13 protein-coding genes are annotated in these 18,085 nt (G+C 65.2%); 10 read left to right on the top strand and 3 right to left on the bottom strand.

What is annotated here, in order from left to right:
- The first annotated feature begins 8 nt into the window (after positions 1 to 8).
- From glf to BGO46_RS01045, 8 genes are all read left to right on the top strand, one after another.
- Positions 9 to 1,145 carry a UDP-galactopyranose mutase gene (gene glf / locus BGO46_RS01080; protein ID WP_292674519.1) on the top strand — a complete coding sequence of 379 codons (1,137 nt, stop codon included), beginning with the start codon at positions 9 to 11 and terminating at the stop codon, positions 1,143 to 1,145.
- Positions 1,142 to 2,995: a hypothetical protein gene (locus BGO46_RS01075; RefSeq protein ID WP_292674522.1), complete on the top strand. Its 1,854-nt coding sequence runs from the start codon at positions 1,142 to 1,144 to the stop codon at positions 2,993 to 2,995. The genes glf and BGO46_RS01075 overlap by 4 nt, the downstream gene beginning before the upstream one ends.
- Before the next feature lie 24 nt (positions 2,996 to 3,019).
- A complete protein-coding gene (locus tag BGO46_RS01070) occupies positions 3,020 to 3,820 on the top strand; it encodes an ABC transporter permease (RefSeq protein ID WP_292674525.1) in 801 nt (266 codons plus the stop codon).
- Positions 3,820 to 4,551 (top strand): ABC transporter ATP-binding protein, encoded by a 732-nt coding sequence (locus BGO46_RS01065; RefSeq protein WP_292674528.1) that lies wholly within the window; start codon positions 3,820 to 3,822, stop codon positions 4,549 to 4,551. Before BGO46_RS01070 ends, BGO46_RS01065 begins: the two co-directional genes overlap by 1 nt.
- Before the next feature lie 255 nt (positions 4,552 to 4,806).
- Positions 4,807 to 5,574, top strand: coding sequence for a glycosyltransferase (locus BGO46_RS01060; RefSeq protein WP_292674531.1), 768 nt, complete (start codon positions 4,807 to 4,809; stop codon positions 5,572 to 5,574).
- 44 nt (positions 5,575 to 5,618) lie between these two features.
- Positions 5,619 to 6,536, top strand: coding sequence for a glycosyltransferase (locus BGO46_RS01055; RefSeq protein ID WP_292674534.1), 918 nt, complete (start codon positions 5,619 to 5,621; stop codon positions 6,534 to 6,536).
- 45 nt (positions 6,537 to 6,581) lie between these two features.
- Positions 6,582 to 8,042, top strand: a complete 1,461-nt coding sequence (locus tag BGO46_RS01050; protein ID WP_292674537.1) for an oligosaccharide flippase family protein — start codon at positions 6,582 to 6,584, stop codon at positions 8,040 to 8,042.
- A 32-nt stretch (positions 8,043 to 8,074) separates the two neighbouring features.
- On the top strand, positions 8,075 to 9,376 hold the full coding sequence (locus tag BGO46_RS01045; RefSeq protein WP_292674539.1) for a polysaccharide pyruvyl transferase family protein: 1,302 nt from the start codon (positions 8,075 to 8,077) through the stop codon (positions 9,374 to 9,376).
- 60 nt (positions 9,377 to 9,436) lie between these two features.
- Here the strand turns inward: BGO46_RS01045 and BGO46_RS01040 are convergent, their stop codons facing one another.
- Together BGO46_RS01040 and BGO46_RS01035 are read right to left on the bottom strand one after the other, a co-directional pair.
- Positions 9,437 to 10,729: a hypothetical protein gene (locus BGO46_RS01040; protein ID WP_292674542.1), complete on the bottom strand. Its 1,293-nt coding sequence runs from the start codon at positions 10,727 to 10,729 to the stop codon at positions 9,437 to 9,439.
- The gene (locus BGO46_RS01035) at positions 10,726 to 11,919 is read right to left on the bottom strand and encodes a glycoside hydrolase family 99-like domain-containing protein (RefSeq protein ID WP_292674545.1); all 1,194 of its coding nucleotides are present in this window, start codon (positions 11,917 to 11,919) and stop codon (positions 10,726 to 10,728) included. The genes BGO46_RS01040 and BGO46_RS01035 overlap by 4 nt, the downstream gene beginning before the upstream one ends.
- A gap of 136 nt (positions 11,920 to 12,055) precedes the next feature.
- Between BGO46_RS01035 and BGO46_RS01030 the strand changes: the two genes are divergently transcribed.
- Complete coding sequence (locus BGO46_RS01030) at positions 12,056 to 13,900, top strand: DUF4012 domain-containing protein (protein ID WP_292674548.1); 1,845 nt, start codon at positions 12,056 to 12,058, stop codon at positions 13,898 to 13,900.
- A 14-nt stretch (positions 13,901 to 13,914) separates the two neighbouring features.
- Here BGO46_RS01030 and BGO46_RS01025 read toward each other — a convergent pair whose 3' ends face one another.
- The gene (locus tag BGO46_RS01025; RefSeq protein WP_292674550.1) at positions 13,915 to 16,347 is read right to left on the bottom strand and encodes a discoidin domain-containing protein; all 2,433 of its coding nucleotides are present in this window, start codon (positions 16,345 to 16,347) and stop codon (positions 13,915 to 13,917) included.
- A gap of 304 nt (positions 16,348 to 16,651) precedes the next feature.
- On the opposite strand from BGO46_RS01025, the gene BGO46_RS01020 reads away from it, so the two are divergent.
- Positions 16,652 to 18,085 (top strand): cell wall-binding repeat-containing protein, encoded by a 1,434-nt coding sequence (locus BGO46_RS01020; protein ID WP_292674553.1) that lies wholly within the window; start codon positions 16,652 to 16,654, stop codon positions 18,083 to 18,085.

Below are 18,085 nucleotides of genomic sequence, written 5' to 3'. Positions count from 1 at the left end.
TCTGAACCATGGATCTTCTCATCGTCGGCTCCGGCTTCTTCGGCCTCACGATCGCCGAGCGGGCTGCTGCTGCCGGGCGAAAGGTGACGGTCATCGACCGACGTCACCACATCGGTGGGAACGCGTACAGCGAGGCCGAGCCGACGACGGGCATCGAGGTGCACCGGTATGGGGCGCACCTGTTCCACACGTCGAACGCGACGGTGTGGGAGTACGTGAACCGGTTCACGTCGTTCACCGACTATGTGCACCGCGTGTACGCGAACCACAAGGGTGTCGTGTTCCCGCTGCCGATCAATCTCGGCACGATCAACCAGTTCTTCCAAGCTGCGTATACGCCCGACCAGGCGCGTCAGCTCGTGCGTGAGCTGGCGGGCGAGTTCGACCCGAAGACGGCACAGAACCTCGAGGAGCGGGGGATCGGCCTGATCGGTCGCCCGCTGTATGAGGCGTTCATCCGCGACTACACGGGCAAGCAGTGGCAGACCGATCCGAAGGATCTTCCCGCCGAGATCATCAGTCGCCTGCCGGTGCGGTACACGTACGACAACCGGTACTTCAACGACACGTGGGAGGGCCTGCCCACCGACGGGTACACGGCGTGGCTGGAGCGGATGGCCGACCACCCGAACATCGAGGTGAAGCTGAACGTCGACTTCTTCGACCAGGCGCAGCCGTTGAACAAGCAGGCCACCGTCGGGCAGGTGCCGATCGTCTACACGGGCCCGGTCGACCGGTATTTCGACTACACGGCCGGTGAACTGTCATGGCGGACGCTCGATTTCGAGGAGGAGGTGCTCGAGGTGGGCGACTTCCAGGGCACGTCGGTGATGAACTACGCGGATGCCGAGGTGCCGTACACCCGCATCCACGAGTTCAAGCACTTCCACCCCGAACGCGCCGACCGATACCCGACCGACCGGACCGTCATCATGCGCGAGTACTCGCGGTTCGCCGAGCGTGCCGACGAGCCGTACTACCCGGTCAACACTCCCGCCGACCGTGACGGGGTGCTCGCTTACCGCGAGCTCGCGAAGGGCGAGCAGGATGTCCACTTCGGTGGCCGCCTGGGCACCTACCAGTACCTCGACATGCACATGGCCATCGGGTCTGCGCTGTCGATGTGGAACAACCAGCTCGCGTGAGCGCGGGGTTGCACACGCGCCGAGCCGAGCGCGTCTGGATCGGCGCCGCAGCGGTCGGCGTCATCGTCGGGATCGTCCTGTTCGTCACGGGTGTCACGCCGTGGGTCGCTCCGCTGGCCGTGCTCGTGAGTATGACCCTGGCGATCGGGCAGCGAACCTCGTGGCCGTTCGCGATCGCTGCGGCGACCATCACCGAGTTCGCGCTCATCGCCTTGGTGCTGCGGTTCACTCCCGCGACCGGCGTCAGCCTCGTCGGCGGGGCCGGCATCATGTTCGCCGTTCTCGGGGCCCTCTCGATCGGGGTGCTGATCCGCACCGGCGCGCATCGACTGATCGGTCGACGCGCGTTGCGGGTCGTGCTGCCGCTGCTCATCGTCCCGGTGCTGCTCGTGGCAGCAGTGAGCGCGTGGGGACTGTTCTCGGGAAACCTCGAGTGGGCGATGCGCGGCGATGCCGTCTGGAACCTCGTCACGACGCGCGTGCTGATCGCCGACGGTGGTCTTGATGCGGTGGCCCACCCCAATCCGTCGCCACTGGCGGCGGGCTTGCTCGCCATCGCTGCCGCCGTCGGTCGGGACTCGGTTGCCGCAGCGGATCTGCTGCGCCATGACGCAGGTCGATTCGCGACGTTCTGGCTGCTCGCTACCGCGTTGGCCGGCTTGCTGGCCGCGCTCATTGGCGCTCGCAGTGTGCACGGCGGATCGCGGCTGGCACGCGTCGGTGCGGCCGCCGTTGCGGGCGTGATCCCGTGGGTGTGGTTCACGTTCGGGTTCTCCGCGCAGTTCGGCTTCTACAACGCGACACTCGCCTTCGTGCTGTTGCTCGCATCGTGGCTGGCGTGGCTCGAGACGAGGGTCGCCCCGATCGCGGGTGCCGCGGCGTTGAGTCTCGCGTCGGTGGCCCTGCTGGCCACGTGGGCGCCCGTGGCGGCGTTGCCGTTCCTGCTCGCGGTGTTCGCGCTGGTCTCGCGCCTGCCGTCTCTGCGGCGCGAGCGGGTCGACCGTCGACGGGTGGGGCTGCTGGTGCTTGCGGTCGTGCCCGTGCCGTTGTATCTGCTGTTCGTCACCCTGCCGGACCTGCTGCGCGAGGGCGAGGCGCTCGCCGTCGATGGCGGCATCATGCCGATCGCGCCCGTGCACATCGCCGTGATCGTGATCGTCACCCTCGTGGCATCCGGATTCACCGCGGTGCACCTGGGCCAGCGTCATCAGCTGGTCGGCGTCGCGATCATCGTCGGGTCTTCGGCGCTGGTGGGCGCGTATCTCGCCTGGCAGCGTGTGCGCGCGGATGCCGAGTGGTGGGGCTACTACCCGGCGAAGTTCAGCTGGCTGGTCGCCTCGTTGCTGCTGGTGGTGCTCACCGCGACGATCCTGTCGGAACTGGCCGGGGCGCGGCGGCGAGCGGGGCTGACGATCGGCGTCTTCGCGGCAGCGGTCGGTCTGCCGTGGGTGTTGATGGCGCAGGTGCTGCCGACGACCGATCGGCTGACGTCGCTGCTCACTCCGGTCGCGATCGTGACCGGCACCGGGGTCGCCGAGAGCCCGCCGGCCGCGCAGCGCCTGTTCGATCTGGCTGTTCCGGGCGAGCGCACGATGGTCGTGTCGTACCTGTCGGTGCCCCAGGATGTCTTCCTCAACAGCTGGCTGCTGCAGTTGGACGTCGAGTCGGGGTCTGACCCCATCAGGGTGTACGCGTACGGGCTTGACCCGCGCAACGAAGAGCAGGCGTGTGAGGCGGTGCGCGTGTGGGATACCCCCGTGCGCATCGTGACGAGCGACGCGACCCTGCCCGAGCGCTTCGCCCAGTTGTGCCCCGACGCGGATGTCGTCGTCGAAGTACGGGCGCAGTGAGCGCTCGCGCCTAGACTCGACACCGTGACCACCGCCGTCGTCGGCGCCCCCGGATCGCCGCGGCGCTATCTGCACTCGCTGTGGTTGCTGTCGGCGCGTGATCTGCGGGTGCGGTACTCGACGAGCGCGCTGGGCTATCTGTGGTCAGTGCTCGACCCGCTCGTGATGAGTGCCATCTATTGGTTCGTCTTCACGCAGGTGTTCCAGCGCGGTGACATCGGCGCATCGCCGTACATCGTGTTCCTCATCGCGGGGCTGTTGCCCTGGGTGTGGTTCAACTCGGCGGTGGGGGATTTCACGAAGGCGTTCCAGAAGGATGCCCGGTTGGTGCGGTCGACGGCCATTCCGCGGTCGATCTGGGTGAATCGGATCGTGCTCAGCAAGGGCATCGAGTTCGCGTTCTCGATTCCGGTGCTGGTGCTGTTCGCGGTATTCGCCGTGCCGCGCGTCGAGCTCAACGCGATGGTTCTGCTCTTTCCGCTCGGCATGCTGCTGCAGACGATCCTGCTGGTCGGACTCGGGCTGCTCATCGCCCCGCTGTGTGCGCTATGGGGCGACCTCGAGCGCACGACGCGGCTCGTGCTGCGGGCGTTGTTCTATGCGTCGCCGATCATCTACGGACTGCCCGATCTGCCCTCACCGTTCCGCGAGATCGCCCTGCTGAATCCGCTGTCGGGCATCTTCTCGTTGTACCGCGCCGGGCTGTTCCCCGGTGAGTGGGATGCCGCTGCCGCGGGCCTCGCCGCGGTGATGTCGCTCGTTCTGCTCGCTGTGGGTGCCTACGTGTTCCGACGCTTCGAGCCGGCCGTGTTGAAGGAGCTGTAGTGGCTGCAGACATCGCCATTCACGTGGCCGGCCTCGGGGTACGCTTTCGACGCATTCGGCGGGGCCGCCGCAGCCTGAAGGACCTTTTCGGCGGGTCACGTCGCCGCACGCGACCCGACGAGTTCTGGGCGCTGCGTGAGGTGTCGTTCGACGTGCGCCAGGGTGAGGCGATCGGTGTCGTCGGTCGCAACGGGCAGGGCAAGTCGACGCTGCTCAAGCTTGTCGCCGGTGTGCTGCTGGCAGACGAGGGCACCGTCGATGTGCGCGGGGGAGTCGCGCCGCTGATCGAGATCACCGGCGGCTTCGTGGGAGACCTGACCGTGCGTGAGAACGTCCGGTTGACTGCGGGTCTGCACGGCATGAGTCGGGCCGAGGTCGCGCGCCGCTTCGATGACATCATCGAGTTCGCGGAGATCGCCGACTTCATCGACATGCCCTACAAGCATCTCTCGAATGGAATGAAGGTGCGACTGGCATTCTCCGTCGTGTCGCAGCTCGACGAACCGATCTTGCTCGTCGACGAGGTGCTCGCCGTCGGCGACAAGGCGTTTCGCGACAAGTGCTACCGCCGCATCGATGAGCTGCTAGCTGCCGGCAGGACGCTCTTCTTCGTCAGTCACAACGAGAAGGACCTGCGCCGCTTCTGCACCCGTGGGCTCTATCTCGACAAGGGGCAGCTGAAGATGGATGCCCCGATCGCCGAGGTGCTGGCGGCGTACAACGGCGAGTGAAGTCCTCGCTGAGGCATCGCGCAATCAAGCGACGGTGGGCGCGTCTCGGGGGCTCGGAAGACTTGACCGACTAGTGTCGGGTCGAGACGCGGAGGGGTGAGTATACGGTGCCCTCGCATTGGTGCGCACGCGTCCGTCTCGGAAACACTCTAGAATTGCTCAGGTTTGCAAAACGCGGGCGCCAGATGCCGCAGAGGAGCTAGGACGTTGCAGGAGGTGGGGGCGGATGGGCGGCCATGGTGCACGCTCATCACGGTGACCTATAACAGCGCGGCTACTCTCGCCGAGTTCTGGCAGCGACCGTTACCCGATGGCGTCGAGTGGATCGTGGTCGACAATGCCTCCACTGACGACACGGCCGACGTCGCTGATCGCCTGGGGGCCCATGTCATCCGGCTGGGGGCCAACAAAGGGTTCTCCTACGCCAACAACATTGGTCGCCAAGCGGCGCGGAGCGAGTTCGTCGGGTTTGTCAATCCTGATCTGCGCATCGATGAGGCGGGTCTGCGCGAGCTCAGAGAGATCGCCCTCAGTCGGGGCGCGCTCGTGGCGCCGCAGTTGGTCAATGCTGACGGCTCATTGCAGCCGAACGGACGCGGATACCCGTTGCTGACCGCGAAGATACGCAACCGGCTGCGAGGCGGCGACCCGCGCTACTTGCTCTTGGCGCACGGATCCGAGCCCCGCCCAGTCTGCTGGTTCATGGGAGCTGCGGTGTTCGGGGCCGTTGAGGCGTTCGATCGCGTGAAGGGGTGGGATCCACACTTCTTCTTGTACTACGAGGACAAGGACATCTGCCTGAGAGCGTGGGCAGCGGGTCTTGAGGTACTGGTGTCGCCTCGTGCGAGATTCGTCCACGGATGGGCGCGTGAGACCACACGGTTCAGTGTTGCGCCGTGGCGTCGAGAACTAGCGTCCATGGCCAAGTTCTACCGGAGGTACCCCGAGTTTCTCCTCGGGCGCCGCATCAGCGCTCGGGTGCACCCTGATGTTGAGTCCGCTGTTTTTCCGGATGGCCAGTGATGCCTCATCAGTCAGACGAAGACGATTTCTTCGGCACTATCTGCATGGCTGTATACCGGCCCGACCCAGACCTGCTGAAGGTCCAACTCGACTCGATAAAAGCTCAGAGCGTGAAGACTTGGCGATGCCTCGTCGGTATCGACGGCACCGATCCTGCCACCGCCGCGCTGCTGCGTGCTGCCATTGGTGAGGACTCCAGGTTCACGGTGTTGGCGTTTGACGAGAACGTGGGCTTCTACCGCAACTTCGAACGGTTGCTCTCTGAGGTCGAAGCGACGTCGTCGTGGATCGCCCTTGCCGACCAAGACGATCGCTGGTACCCAGAGAAGCTTGCGACCTTACTGCCCGCGCTCGTCAACGCATCGTTGGTGACAGGGGCTGCGCGCGTTGTGGACAAGGACGGGGTCTCGTCGGGGGTTACGGCTCGCGCGTACCGGGGTCTGACAGCGCTCATGGTTGACAACCAGGTGACGGGAAGCCTCGCAGTCTTCCGCAGAGATCTGCTGGATATCGCGCTACCGTTCCCGGAGCCGACCGATGTGGCGTATCACGACCATTGGCTCGGAGTTGCGGCCGCGTCGACCGGTGGCGTGATCCTCGACCCACGCGTCGTCCAGGACTACGTCCAGCATGACGCCAACGTCATCGGCGAGGAGGAGAGCACAAGCATCGTCGCCCGCTCCCAAGCCCTCATGAGTTCGAGCGCCGGCGGTCCGCGAGCCATGATCGGCTATCTCCGCATACATCGTTGGGGTTGGCGAGTCAACATGGCGCATAGTCTCCGAAGCAAGCTCTCGACGATGCCGCCCTCCGTAGCACAGGTGATGGACGCGTTCTCAGTTCGCGGGCGCGCGTTGCGTGCTTCGCGGCTCATCACGATTGCGGTCGTAACTCGTCGAGCGCCGGCTGCGAGAGGGTGTGCTCTCATCCTGGGCGCGCTTGTCGGCGGCGCGCAAGCTTGACGCCGTCGCGTTTCAACGAGATGCGCATGTTCAAGGGAAATTACGATGAGTAATGGGCTTGCTGGCGAGGCCGTGAGGGGCGCGAGGGATCTCGGCATCGCCCAGGTCGTAAAGTTCGCCGCGTACCTGGTCGGCTTGGTCGTGCTTTCGCGTCTGTTGACGCCTGAAGCATTCGGCGTCTTCGCTGTTGCCACCGCTTTTGTCGGCCTTGCCGAGTACTTCCGAGATTTCGGATTGTCTGTAGCCGCGATACGCGAACGTGACCTCCCCGACACACACCGTGACGCGCTGTTCTGGACGAATACTGCGCTCGGGGTGTTACTGGCGGCACTCGCGCTGATTCTCGCGCAGCCGCTCGCTTGGCTCTTCGACATGCCGGCCCTTGCTGGAGTCGTAGCCGCCCTGAGTGGAGTGTTCCTGATCAACGGCGTAGGGGCACAGTATCGGGCGAGCCTGACCCGCGAACGCCGTTACCGGCGCCTGGCCGCTGCGGATGCCGCCGCCGCGGTGGGAGGGCTGATTGCGGCCATCGCCGCCGCAGTCGCGGGCGCTGAATACTGGAGCTTGGTGGCGCAGGCGCTGACCGTCGCGCTCTTGTCGACAGCGGTCTTGATCGTCTCTGGAAGGTGGAGGCCACGGCGTCCTGTGCGCGTGAGTGGCATGGGTAGGTATTACCGGTTTGGGGCCGACTACGCGGCCTCTCAGTTGATCGGATATCTGGGGAACAATGTCGACACGATCGCGCTGGGCCTGTGGGCGGGACCGCGCGCAACCGGGGTTTACTCGCGGGCATTTCAACTCTCAGTTGGAACTCTAGATCAGGTGAAGGCTCCGGCCGTTACGGTGGCGCTTCCGTCTTTATCGATCGTGCGGGACGATGAATCCGCGCTGATGCGATTTCTCCTGCGGGGACAGCTGCTCCTGGGGTACCTGACCGTTCCGATCGCCGCGGCGATGTTCGCGGGCGCCGACGCGGGCGTCCGCCTTCTGCTCGGCTCAGAATGGTCGGACGCCGCCCCGATTGTCGCGATTCTGGCTATTGCGGCAGCGCTGCAGCAGTTGGCGACGGTCGCATCCTGGCTGTTCGTGACCTCGGGGCACGCGGCCCGGTTGCGGAACTACATGATCGTTTCATCGACATTCAAAGTGGTCGGGGTTCTGATCGGCGTCAGTTTCGGTGCGGTAGGCGTGGCCCTCGGATACACCATTGCAGTCGCGATCGCTTGGCCGGTGGCACTCATCTGGTCGACCAGGGCAGCCGCACTGCCGCCGGCCCCGCTCCTACTGCAGGGCGCGCGACTCCTCGGCACTGGTGCGGTTTCTGCGGCGATAGGGTTGCTCTGTGCGACTGCCGCCGCAGTCGCGGAAGCTGGCGCTTTTGCGGAAGCGGGGGCCGCCCTCCTGGGCGTCCTCGGCGGGTACGCCATCGCCCTCGCGATACCGGCGGTGAGGGATGATTACCGTCATCTCGTTCGGGCCGTCCGCGTCGCTTTGGGGCGCAAGTAGGAGCGGGTTAAGCGATGGACAGGGACGAACCTATGAAAGAGATGAGCGTTGTTGGCCTTCTGGGTGCCTACGAGCGGGACAACTTCGGCGACATTCTTTTCCTTGAGCGCACGGAGCGATATCTGGCGCACTCGGGTGTGGTGGCTCTTCCGCTCACCCCATTCAAAAGCACGCCAGAACTCCTCTCGCGACGACCGGCGCATACGTTGACTGAAGCCTCGGAAAACGGACATCTCGATGGCGTCTGGACAGTCGGCGGTGAGGTTGCCGGCGTCGCGATGTACGCGGCCTATGGCATGCTCGGGACGCTACAACAATCGGCTGGCTTCAGTGATGCGCCGAGGCGCGTCCGTCGCAGGATCATCCGTGATGAGTCTGGCGCCAGGCTCACGGACCTTGCCTACCTTCCGCGTATGTCTTCGCGCGGCGTACTGCGGCCGTTGCCCTTGGTCGTCAACTCCGTCGGTCTCTCTGGCATACGATCTCTGCAGCGCGATATGCGCGCGAGCGCGGAGACCGCTCTCCGGGAGGCGGACTTTGTTTCTGTCCGCGACAAGAGCTCGTCTGCCCTGCTAGACGAGTTGGGTGTACCTCATCGCCTCGCACCCGACCTTGTGCACACGCTCCGGCTCGACCACGAGACCTGGGCATCTCCGCAGGCACGAGAGACCGCGCGGCACTCCGGTCATGTCATCGTGCAGATGAGCGAGGCCGTGCTCTCAGGGAGAACCGATGAACTCGCGAACGCGCTCCTGGACGCCCCCGCGCTCGCCGGGCGTGAACTGAGATTTCTCCCTGCCGGGACTGCGCCGAGGCACGACTCCATCGAGTTGTATGCCGCGGTCATACAAGCGATGAAGAGCCGAAACCCGGCGCTGGATGCAAGTGTTTCCACGGCTGTAAGCGCACTCGAGAAGGCCCGGGAGATCGCGACCAGTAGCCTGGTTCTCGGGACGTCCCTGCACGCGATGATCATCTCGATGTCGTTCGACGTTCCGCACGTTGGTCTCGAGATTGAGAAGGTCGCGCGATATGCATCGGCTTGGACCGATCCGATGCCCACTCGCGTGCGAATCAATGACCTATCGAGCGCCGTCGACCGTGCCCTTGCGCTCGAAGCGCGTAGCCGCGACGCCTCTACAGGAGTGAAGCTCGCACATGCGGCTGCAAACAACATGCAGGACGCGATTTCTGCGATCGTCAGCGGGATCAGCGACTCGGGCGACCGGGTACGGAATAGAGAGGCGAGTGCACGACGTCATGATCGCTTCCAGCGTTCGCCAATGTCGCTCGCAACTCGCGCTGTCAGGTACATGGTGCGGCCGCTGTCCTGATGGGGCGCTGAGCAACTTGTTGCGACCTGCTCCTGCGACCTTCCGGGTGGCGAGCCGTGGTCATTTCGGGTGAAGCGCGCTCTCGGGAGGTTGGGCGCGGGTACGTCGGCGCACACGGGAGTATCCCGCTAGCGCGAGAGGGAACGCGAGCTGTCCCAAAAGCGGCGTATATACCAACATGTTTTCGAAGAAGCAGAAGAAGATAACCGTCGCGAGGATTGCCATACCGACCTCCCCGGCGGGGGAATCGCGCAGTAGACGTGCGGACATAACCCCCAACGCCGCCAGGAAAGCGAGCGTCATCATCCCGCCGACCGCCCCAGCGGCGACTACTGCAGTGCCGAAGGCGGTAGATGCGGTCAAGTTGGGTGCGACGAGAAAGTCCGTGGTCGCGGGATCGGCGATTCCGAGGATCGCCCCGAGCCTCACGCCGATCACGTCCGGAAGCACGTCGTAGACGAGCGCCGCCGACACATCACATTCTTGCCCGCAGGGACGCCCGCCGCTCAGGTTGAAGGCAGAGTTGAGGTTCGCGAGTGGTGATGCGAAGTACATGTACGTCCACAGCCACGACGGCGACAGGCCGGACTCTCTGAAGCCGTCCGTCGCTCGAGCCAGGGCAAGAACGGCATCGGGTGCGCCAGGCTCGCCTGTCGCCTGTTCGATCTGGTAGCTCAGGCGGAAGTCGCCGAACTTTCCGAAACCGAAAGCAAAGATGATAGCGGCGAGGATTACGCCAGCCCAGACAGGCGCCGAGATCCTTCGCAGTCGGACGAAGACAACGGCACACGCGAAGACGAGGAAGGAGAACGCACTGCGATTCCCGATCGAAAGGAGCAGCCCGCCGATTCCGGCGAGCGCCGCGAGATTCCACATCCCGCCGCGCGTAAGAAAGACGTGCCAGGCACGCACACCGTAGAAGCCCGTGAAGCACAGCATGAAGATGTGGAGCCCGTCGACGCCGAAACCGTAGACGTCGTAGTCGTCGCCGGTGGCGATCTGGATGACGGGGATTCCGCCATTCTCGATGTACGCGCCCACGAAGTACACGCCGATGACAGTGAGCGCCCAGCGGTCCAGACTGGCACCTGGACGTGCATCGACTTCCATGCGCGAGGTCGTCGCAAGTGCGACGAAGAGGAGTGCCGCGATGGCGAGGAACGCGAGTGTGTCCAAGCGAAAAGGCTCGAACAGCCGCGACCATCCGAGGGTGTAGAGCGCGGTCCCCGCTACGATCCAAAGCGGCATCATCGCCATCGGGCTTCGCAGGAGGTTGCCGATCTGCTGAGGGAACGCGCGCCCCGACATCTCGAGGTCGGACAGACTCGGAAAGTCACGCAGTGGACGCGTCAACGGGCGCTCGATCCCTTTCGGCGGACGACGTTGCGTGCCCGACGAGATAGCGCCAAAGCGGACCCGATGCCGGCGAGCGCAATGCTGTTGACCTGGCTGGTGCCGGGAAAGCGGCCAGGTGTGAGGTTGTTCGCATCGCTTGTCGCAACGAAGCCAGCCGGATCCGCAGTCGCGCGCAGGTAATCATCGCCGTGCAGTTCATCCGGTTCGAGGTATGCGCCTTCCGCCCACTCGTTCCACGCGTTCACGAAGACGAGACCGTCGTCGCCACGCTTTGCCTGCTCGAACGAACGTGCCTCCGCCAGCCATCGCGCATAATGCTCCGGACTGGAGCCCACGTAAATGGTTGCGTTGTTGTGCCGACGCGCAGTGTTGTCCCAGCCGGGCGCGACTCCTGGGTACTTTACGTAGGAAGAACGCTGAGCGTCGCGCGTCGCGCGTTGTGCGAGCTTGCTGTACGACATCAGGCGGCCTCGGAAACCACGGCGAACACCGCGTAGCGGGCTCAGATGAGCCGAAGCGAGCGTGTTCGCTCCTACGGGCGGGAACTGAGCCACTGCATCGAAGCCTACGGAGGCGGGCCGCAGCCCGGGGGTGGTCTCGGCTGCGATCAAGTGGATACCGGGAAACCCCGAGGATATCGCCTTCTCGCGCAGCTTTCGGGCGAACGACGGGGCATCGGGGATCTGTTCGGCGCGGTGCACGAGGAGGATGGGCTTGCCGTCCAATGTCAGGTAGTGCGGGGCCTTGAAGTGAGGAAGAAGATCGGCGAACAAGCCGTCGACAAAGCCAGGGAGATAATCCTGACCCATGAGTACGCTCTTCGACTTACCGTCCCAACGTCGCGTCCAGCTCTCGTTCGCCCACGATAGGCAGTACGGCAGCAAGGTGGAGTCCTCGCGCCACGCATTGGTCGGGCGCTCCAGTAGGCGAGCACCGTTGAACCAGTAGAAGTACATGCAGAAGCCGTCGATCCCGTGCGCTTGCGCCAGTTCCGTCTGACGTCGGTGCACCAACGGGTCAGTCAGGTCGTATTCACCCAGTTCGGTCGGCACGCGCGGGTGGGCGTGTCCCGCGAACGCCGGCTCTGCGCGACGGACGTTGACCCACTCAGTGAAGCCCTCTCCCCACCACGAGTCGTTCTCGCGGATCCTATGGAATTGCGGCAGGTAAAAGGCTAGGGTTCTCATGTTCCTCGGCGCGCGATGTCGACTGGATGGTAGCGCTCGTGATGCGCTGGCGGCGATAACGATCGTACTTGGTGACGACGAGTCGATCCGCGCCGCGCTCAGATGATTCTCACGCTCGCTGTGATTGAATCGTGCGGTGTCTGCCCCCCAAACTCGTGCGCGCGTTCGGCCAAATAAGCGTCTCACTCGCCGCTGGTGGTTCTGGGCGATCATCGCCATCGCGGGATATATCGTGCTGTCGTCGGTCTGGATCGGTGTTCGAGGGTGGTTGGCGAAAGGCGAGCTCGAAGCGGCACAGCAGCAGATCGGCACGCTGAAAGAGCAGGCTCTGGCTCTCGAGGTGGAGCCTGCAAAGCAAACCCTCGCAGCGGTGAAAGAGCACAGCTCGCAGGCAGCTGCGCTGACGGGCGACCCTGTGTGGCGGATCGCCGAGATCGTGCCGTTCCTTGGCCCCAACCTGACGGCCGTCCGCGAACTCGCCGAAGTCGCTGACAACACGATGACCGGCGTTGCAGAACCGCTCCTGTCGGTGGTGACGAACATCGATCCCGCGTCGCTCGCGCCCAAGGATGGCGCGATTGACCTCGCGCCGATCATCGCCGCCGGCGACGCGGTGCACACTGCCAACACGAATATGGTCGATACTCTCGCCAAGGCGCGCAACGTCCCCACCCAGTTCACGATCGGTGCGGTGGCTGATGCTCGCACGAAGGTCGTCGGGATGCTCGAAGAGGTCGCGCCGGTGCTCTCCACGCTCGACGTGGTCGTTCCGCTGCTGCCCTCGGCGATGGGTGCCGACGGACCACGTCACTACGTGCTGATGTTTCAGAACCCGGCTGAGCCCCGTGCGCTCGGCGGCGCCACGCTCAGTCTCACCAGCATCGAGGTTGACAACGGCAAGATCACCCTGGGGCAGACCGTTGCTGCATCGACCGGGTCTTTCTCGAAGTATGCCGAGTCGGTCATCCCAATTCCGGACGGTGCCGAAGACGTCTACCCCTACGGCGAGTTCGGGACCTTTATCGCAGAGGCGAGTGCCCGTCCGAGCTTCACTACGGCGGGCCAGATCGTGTCCACGATGTGGGAGCTTCAGTTCGGTGAGCATCTCGATGGCGTGCTCTCGCTCGATCCGGTCGCGCTGAGCTACATGCTACGTGCGACCGGACCCATCCCCATTGCTACCGGCGATACTCTCGATGAGACGTCGTTGGTGCCGTTGTTGCTCAACGGCGTGTATCTGCGTTACGGATCTCTTCCCGTCGTACAGGCCAATCTGGCTCACGACGCGGTCTACGCCCAAGTCGTGCAGGCCGTCTTCTCGCGGCTGACCGGTGGTGCACTCGATGCATCGACGCTGATCGGTGCGCTCTCGCAGGGGTGGAACGAGCACCGGATCCTGTTCTGGAGCTCCCACGAGGATGAGCAAGCACTGCTCGACTCCAACGTTCCGAACGGTGAGCTGCCGATCACCGATGACACGACGGTGCGGGCAGGCGTCTACTTCCAGGACAGCGTCGGGTCGAAGCTGAGCTACTACCTGCGGCAGTCAGTCGAACTGAGCCAGGCGCAATGTTCGGACGACGGCACGACGACTTACCGCGTCGCGATCAATCTGTCGAACCTGATTGACCCGGCGGTCGCAGCGGACCTCCCATTCCATATCACCGGTGAGTGGAACAAGGTGGGTACGGCGCCGGGCGTCAATCGGATGACAATACGGCTCTATGCACCCCCGGGATCCACGATCACTGGCACCACCGTCAACGGCGTGGCCGTCACATTGCCCGACATGCATGACACCGACTACCCAGTCGGCAAGGCTGTCATCGAGGTGCCGCCGGGCGGAAGTCTCTCAATGGAGTACTTCTTCACCCTGGAGGGCACCGAGGCCCGCGCCTTCGAAGCGCAGGTGACGCCGCTCGTCACGCCGACGGCCGTGACAACGACGCCACTCGACTGCGCCGCAGTGCCGCAGAACTGATTGCGGCGCGCCGGTTACTCAGCGCCTGCCGTCGGCGTCTGCGAGACGCTCACGTCGTCGATCCAGACGGTGGCTGACCCAGCCGTGTTGGCGAGAGTGATCTCGACGCTCGTCTCCAGCGCACCGGTCGTGAACGTCAGCCAGCGATGCGACCAGCCTGTATTCGCTGAAGAGATCGACTGCTCACCCGAGACCGGAAGCGTCGTGGTCAGCGTCGCGGTCGAGCCCGCCGAGGCCTTCACGTAGGCGCCGACGGTGTACGTCGTGTTCGGCCGCAGCCCGCGGATCTCAATGGTCGCCGATGCGTCTCGGCCGAGCGCGAGCGACTGCTGCCCCCGATGTGCGACATCGCCCTGCACAGTGGCATCCTTGCGCACATCCCATGTGGCAAGGTCGGCTGCTTCGAAGCCGCCGTCGCTGACGCCGAGGCGGTAGGCCTCGATCTCCGCCAGGGCGAACGCGAACGCGCCGTCTTGCCCCGCGACCGCGCCCAGGTTCGTCGCTTCGACGGTGATGAAGCGAATCTCGGCCGGGTCGAATGAGAACGTCTGCTCGCCAGCGACACGGGCGCCGGCCTCGTTGTGCACGGTGGCCAGGGTGGTCCACGTCTCACCGTCGACCGATCCCTTGATCTCCGCATCGAGGGGGAACGCAGAGCTCGGCGCGGATCGCGGCGTGTACGGCCACAGTGACACGCTGTCGACGGGCGTGACAGCCCCCAAGTCGAGCGTGAGCGACTCTGTCGCCTCGGCAGCGGGGTGCGTCTGCGACGACCATCCGCGCACGGTGCTGCTGGCGATGTCTACCGAATACCGCCTGCCGTCGTTCGCCGCAGCCAGGCCCCAACCGGTGGCGGGGTCTTCGGTAGACGATGTGGCAGACACCGCCGCCCCCGACGCGGCGGCCGCAAGGTTGGTCGCCGTCGGTTCTAGGCTCAGGGTCTGCGAGCCGGCGTCGAGATCAGTGGCTGCGAGCTGAACTTCCACGACGCCATACGCCGGGATGATGATCTCGTCGGTGTAGGTCGACGTGGCCTCGACGACCTCGTCGGACACGGTCGGCACATTCTCGTTCGCGCTCGGATAGCTCGGCGCCACGACCGTCGACGCGTCGGAGAATCCGTTGCCCTGCGTCGCGCTGATTACGCGTTGCGCGATGCGCACGTTGCCCGACTCGAAGGGCAGGTCGTCGATCGTGACCGATGCGGTGGCGTCGGCCGAGGTATTGTTCCACAGCAGCACGGTCGCGTCAGACGTGGCCGAGTCCTTACTGAGGAAGCCGGACACGTTCTGGTTCTCCGTCGCGGCGCCGGTTGCTGTCAGCGCGACGCGCGTGTCGCCGAGACCGGCATACATCTCGAATACGTTGCCGATCGACTTGCGGTGGCCGTCCACCGTGATCAAGCCGAGATCACCGTTGTAGGGCATCGAGTAGGTGAAGCCCTCAGCAGGTGAGAAGTAGAACACCCGCTCGGCGCCCGATGTGGCTGCTGCAGCCAGCCGTCGGGCGACATATGCTGCACCGGTCGGACTTGAGTTGGTGTCTGAGCCCTGCCCTGCTCCGGCTGTCATCGTCGGGTTGAGCGCCCATTCGGTGATGAGCACCGGCAGATCGAGGCCGGCAGCCGCGAGCAGGCCCTTCGCCGAGGCGACCACCTCCCAATCGCTACTCAAATAGCTGTGCACTGAGAAGAAATCCACGGGGATGCCCCGGTTCGCCCCCGCCCAGTCGATGAATTGCCCCGAGATGTTGCCGTCCGAGGTGAGGAACGCGGCCGTCGCGCCGCCGACACGCGACGTCGGGTCGGCGGCCTTGACGGCGGGTGCGGTCGCTTCATAGAGCGAGATGTACTGCTGGGCGGTCCACGCGTCGTGGTCAGGCTCGTTCCAGACTTCCCAGTCCCAGCCGGTGTAGCCGAGGTCGCGATAGTGCGAGACGACGGCCGTCACCGCCGCGGTCCATTCCGGCAGTGAGGGCATCGTGTTCGCCGACTTGCCGAAGGCCGTGGGCGTGTACGACAGGACGAGCAGGGGCTGGAAGCCCTGGGCGACGATCGAGAGGACGAGGTCGTCGAGGCGCGTGAAGTCATAGGCGATCGAGCCGTCGGACTGCTTGTTGACGACGTGATAGAACACGTCATCGAGCACGTGGTCGATGCGAACCTGCTCGAACCCCATCTCAGAGAGCTGGGGCAGCTTGTCGGCAAACCAGCGCGAGTTGGTCATCGTCGAGTAGCCGCCCTGCGACGCGTTCATGATCTGCGCTGCGTCATAGGGGGTGCCCTTGTCAGCGTAACTGCCGGTGAAGGTCACCGCGGTGCTCTCCTCCGCCGGAGCGAACGCCGCGGGGTCGAGGACGGTCGCGAAGTCGGGCTGCGCCGGATACTGCGGCGGGGGAGGTGCCGTCGTCGAGTCGACGGGCTCGGGCGAACCCGTGCACGCGGCCAATGCCAGAGTCACAGCGGTGGCGGCCGCAAGAGCGGCGAATGCGCGGCGGGGAGAACGGGTGGAACGGCGTGAAGTCGTCAAGACACGGCCCTTCTGGATGGTCGTGGTCACCGGTGTCGGCGCTCGACCACGGGGTCGAGCGCGCCATCCGAGTCTAACTGGGTCCGCAGGCGGCCCCGCGGGGATACCGCAGCCGAGCGGCCCCCGACGACACGGGATATTTCCGCCGATCGTGTCGCTGCGCGTGTCTATGGACCTGGATAGGATCGCAACCAAGCACCACCCTGGGGAAGAGGCACTGTGCATGCGCATTCGTCCAATCATCGCGGCCTTCGCCGCCGCCGCCGTTGTTCTCACCGGCGGCGTCGCCACGACTGCCGTCGCCGCGCAGACGACGATCACGTCGTTCGCGTCGGGGACGACGCGTCTGGCCGGCGTTGATCGCTACCAGACCTCGATCGCGACCTCGGCGAACTACGCGCCCGGCGCTCCCGTACTGTTCGTGTCGCTCGGCAGCAACTTCCCCGATGCGCTGTCGGCGGCATCAGCTGCGGCCGTTCTCGGCGGGCCGCTGCTGCTCACTCCCGGCGACGGTCTGCGTGCCGACACCGCGGCCGAAGTACGCCGACTCGCGCCGCAGAAGATCTACGTGACCGGCGACGCCCGCTCCATCAGCGATGGCGTGGTGCGCGCGCTGTCGGCCATCGCGCCGACCACGCGACTGGGTGGGATCGACCGCTACGAGACCGGCCGCCTCATCGTCGGCACGGCGTTCACCTCGGCATCCCACGCGATCATCGCCAACGGCGGCAACTTCCCCGACGCGCTCGCCGCAACCGGCGCCGCTGGTTCGCGGCAGGCACCGGTCATCCTCGTGAACGGAACGGCCGCGACCGCACCGTCGAGCACCCTCGACATGATCAAGCGTCTGGGCGTGACATCCGTCGGCATCGTCGGAGATGTCAAGTCGGTCTCTGCCGGCATCGAGTCTCAGTTGCGCGGCGCGGGACTGGACGTCGCCCGATACGGCGGAAGCGGCCGCTATGAGACCGCTGCGCTCATCAACGACGCGTACTTCCCGAACACGGTGGACACAGCCTTCATCACGGCGGGCGCAAACTTCCCCGATGCTCTGTCGGCTGCGGCCGTCGCCGGTCGTATCGGTGCGCCCATCTACACGACGCTGCAGGAATGCCTGCCCGGCTCGATCCGAGAGTCGTTGAGTGCGCGCGCTCCGCGGGCCACGGTCGTCATGGGCGACACGAAGTCGGTCGGCACGAATGCCGGCAACTCGCTCGGCTGCCTCGCTGTGGGCACACCGTCCATCTCGGGCACGGTCGCCGTCGGAAGCACCCTCACGGCTCAGGCGGGAGCGTGGACGGCCGGGACGTCGTTCACCTACGCATGGACGGTCAACGGGGCGGCCGCGGGCAGCGGTTCGACCTTCACGGTGACAGCTGCCCATGTGGGCCAGCGCATCGCGGTGAACGTGACGGGGTCACGCACCGGTTACGTCACCGCGTCGGCCTCGTCGTCGAGCACGGGCGCCGTGCCCACCCCGTCGCGCACGACGCCGAGCCTGGGGTCGTGCCCGTCGTGGGCTCCGATCAAGGGCAACGCGAGCTCAGGGATCTATCATGTGCCCGGCGGCGGCTCGTACGACAAGACGAACCCCGAGGAGTGCTTCTCGACCGAGCAAGCCGCTGTCGACGCCGGCTACCGCAAGGCGAGGAACTGA

The organism is Microbacterium sp. 70-16 (assembly GCF_001898315.1).
Lineage (GTDB): Bacteria > Actinomycetota > Actinomycetes > Actinomycetales > Microbacteriaceae > Microbacterium.
The sequence above is the reverse complement of the archived record's forward strand: the minus strand, read 5'-3'. Positions and strand labels throughout refer to the sequence as shown.

Excerpts from the sequence above, each read along its gene's own strand:
- BGO46_RS01050 (WP_292674537.1), top strand. The coding sequence starts at position 6,582 with ATGAGTAATGGGCTTGCTGGCGAGGCCGTGAGGGGCGCGAGGGATCTC.
- BGO46_RS01045 (WP_292674539.1), top strand. The coding sequence starts at position 8,075 with ATGAAAGAGATGAGCGTTGTTGGCCTTCTGGGTGCCTACGAGCGGGAC.
- glf (WP_292674519.1), top strand. The coding sequence starts at position 9 with ATGGATCTTCTCATCGTCGGCTCCGGCTTCTTCGGCCTCACGATCGCC.
- BGO46_RS01035 (WP_292674545.1), bottom strand. The coding sequence starts at position 11,919 with ATGAGAACCCTAGCCTTTTACCTGCCGCAATTCCATAGGATCCGCGAG.
- BGO46_RS01055 (WP_292674534.1), top strand. The coding sequence starts at position 5,619 with ATGGCTGTATACCGGCCCGACCCAGACCTGCTGAAGGTCCAACTCGAC.
- BGO46_RS01020 (WP_292674553.1), top strand. The coding sequence starts at position 16,652 with ATGCGCATTCGTCCAATCATCGCGGCCTTCGCCGCCGCCGCCGTTGTT.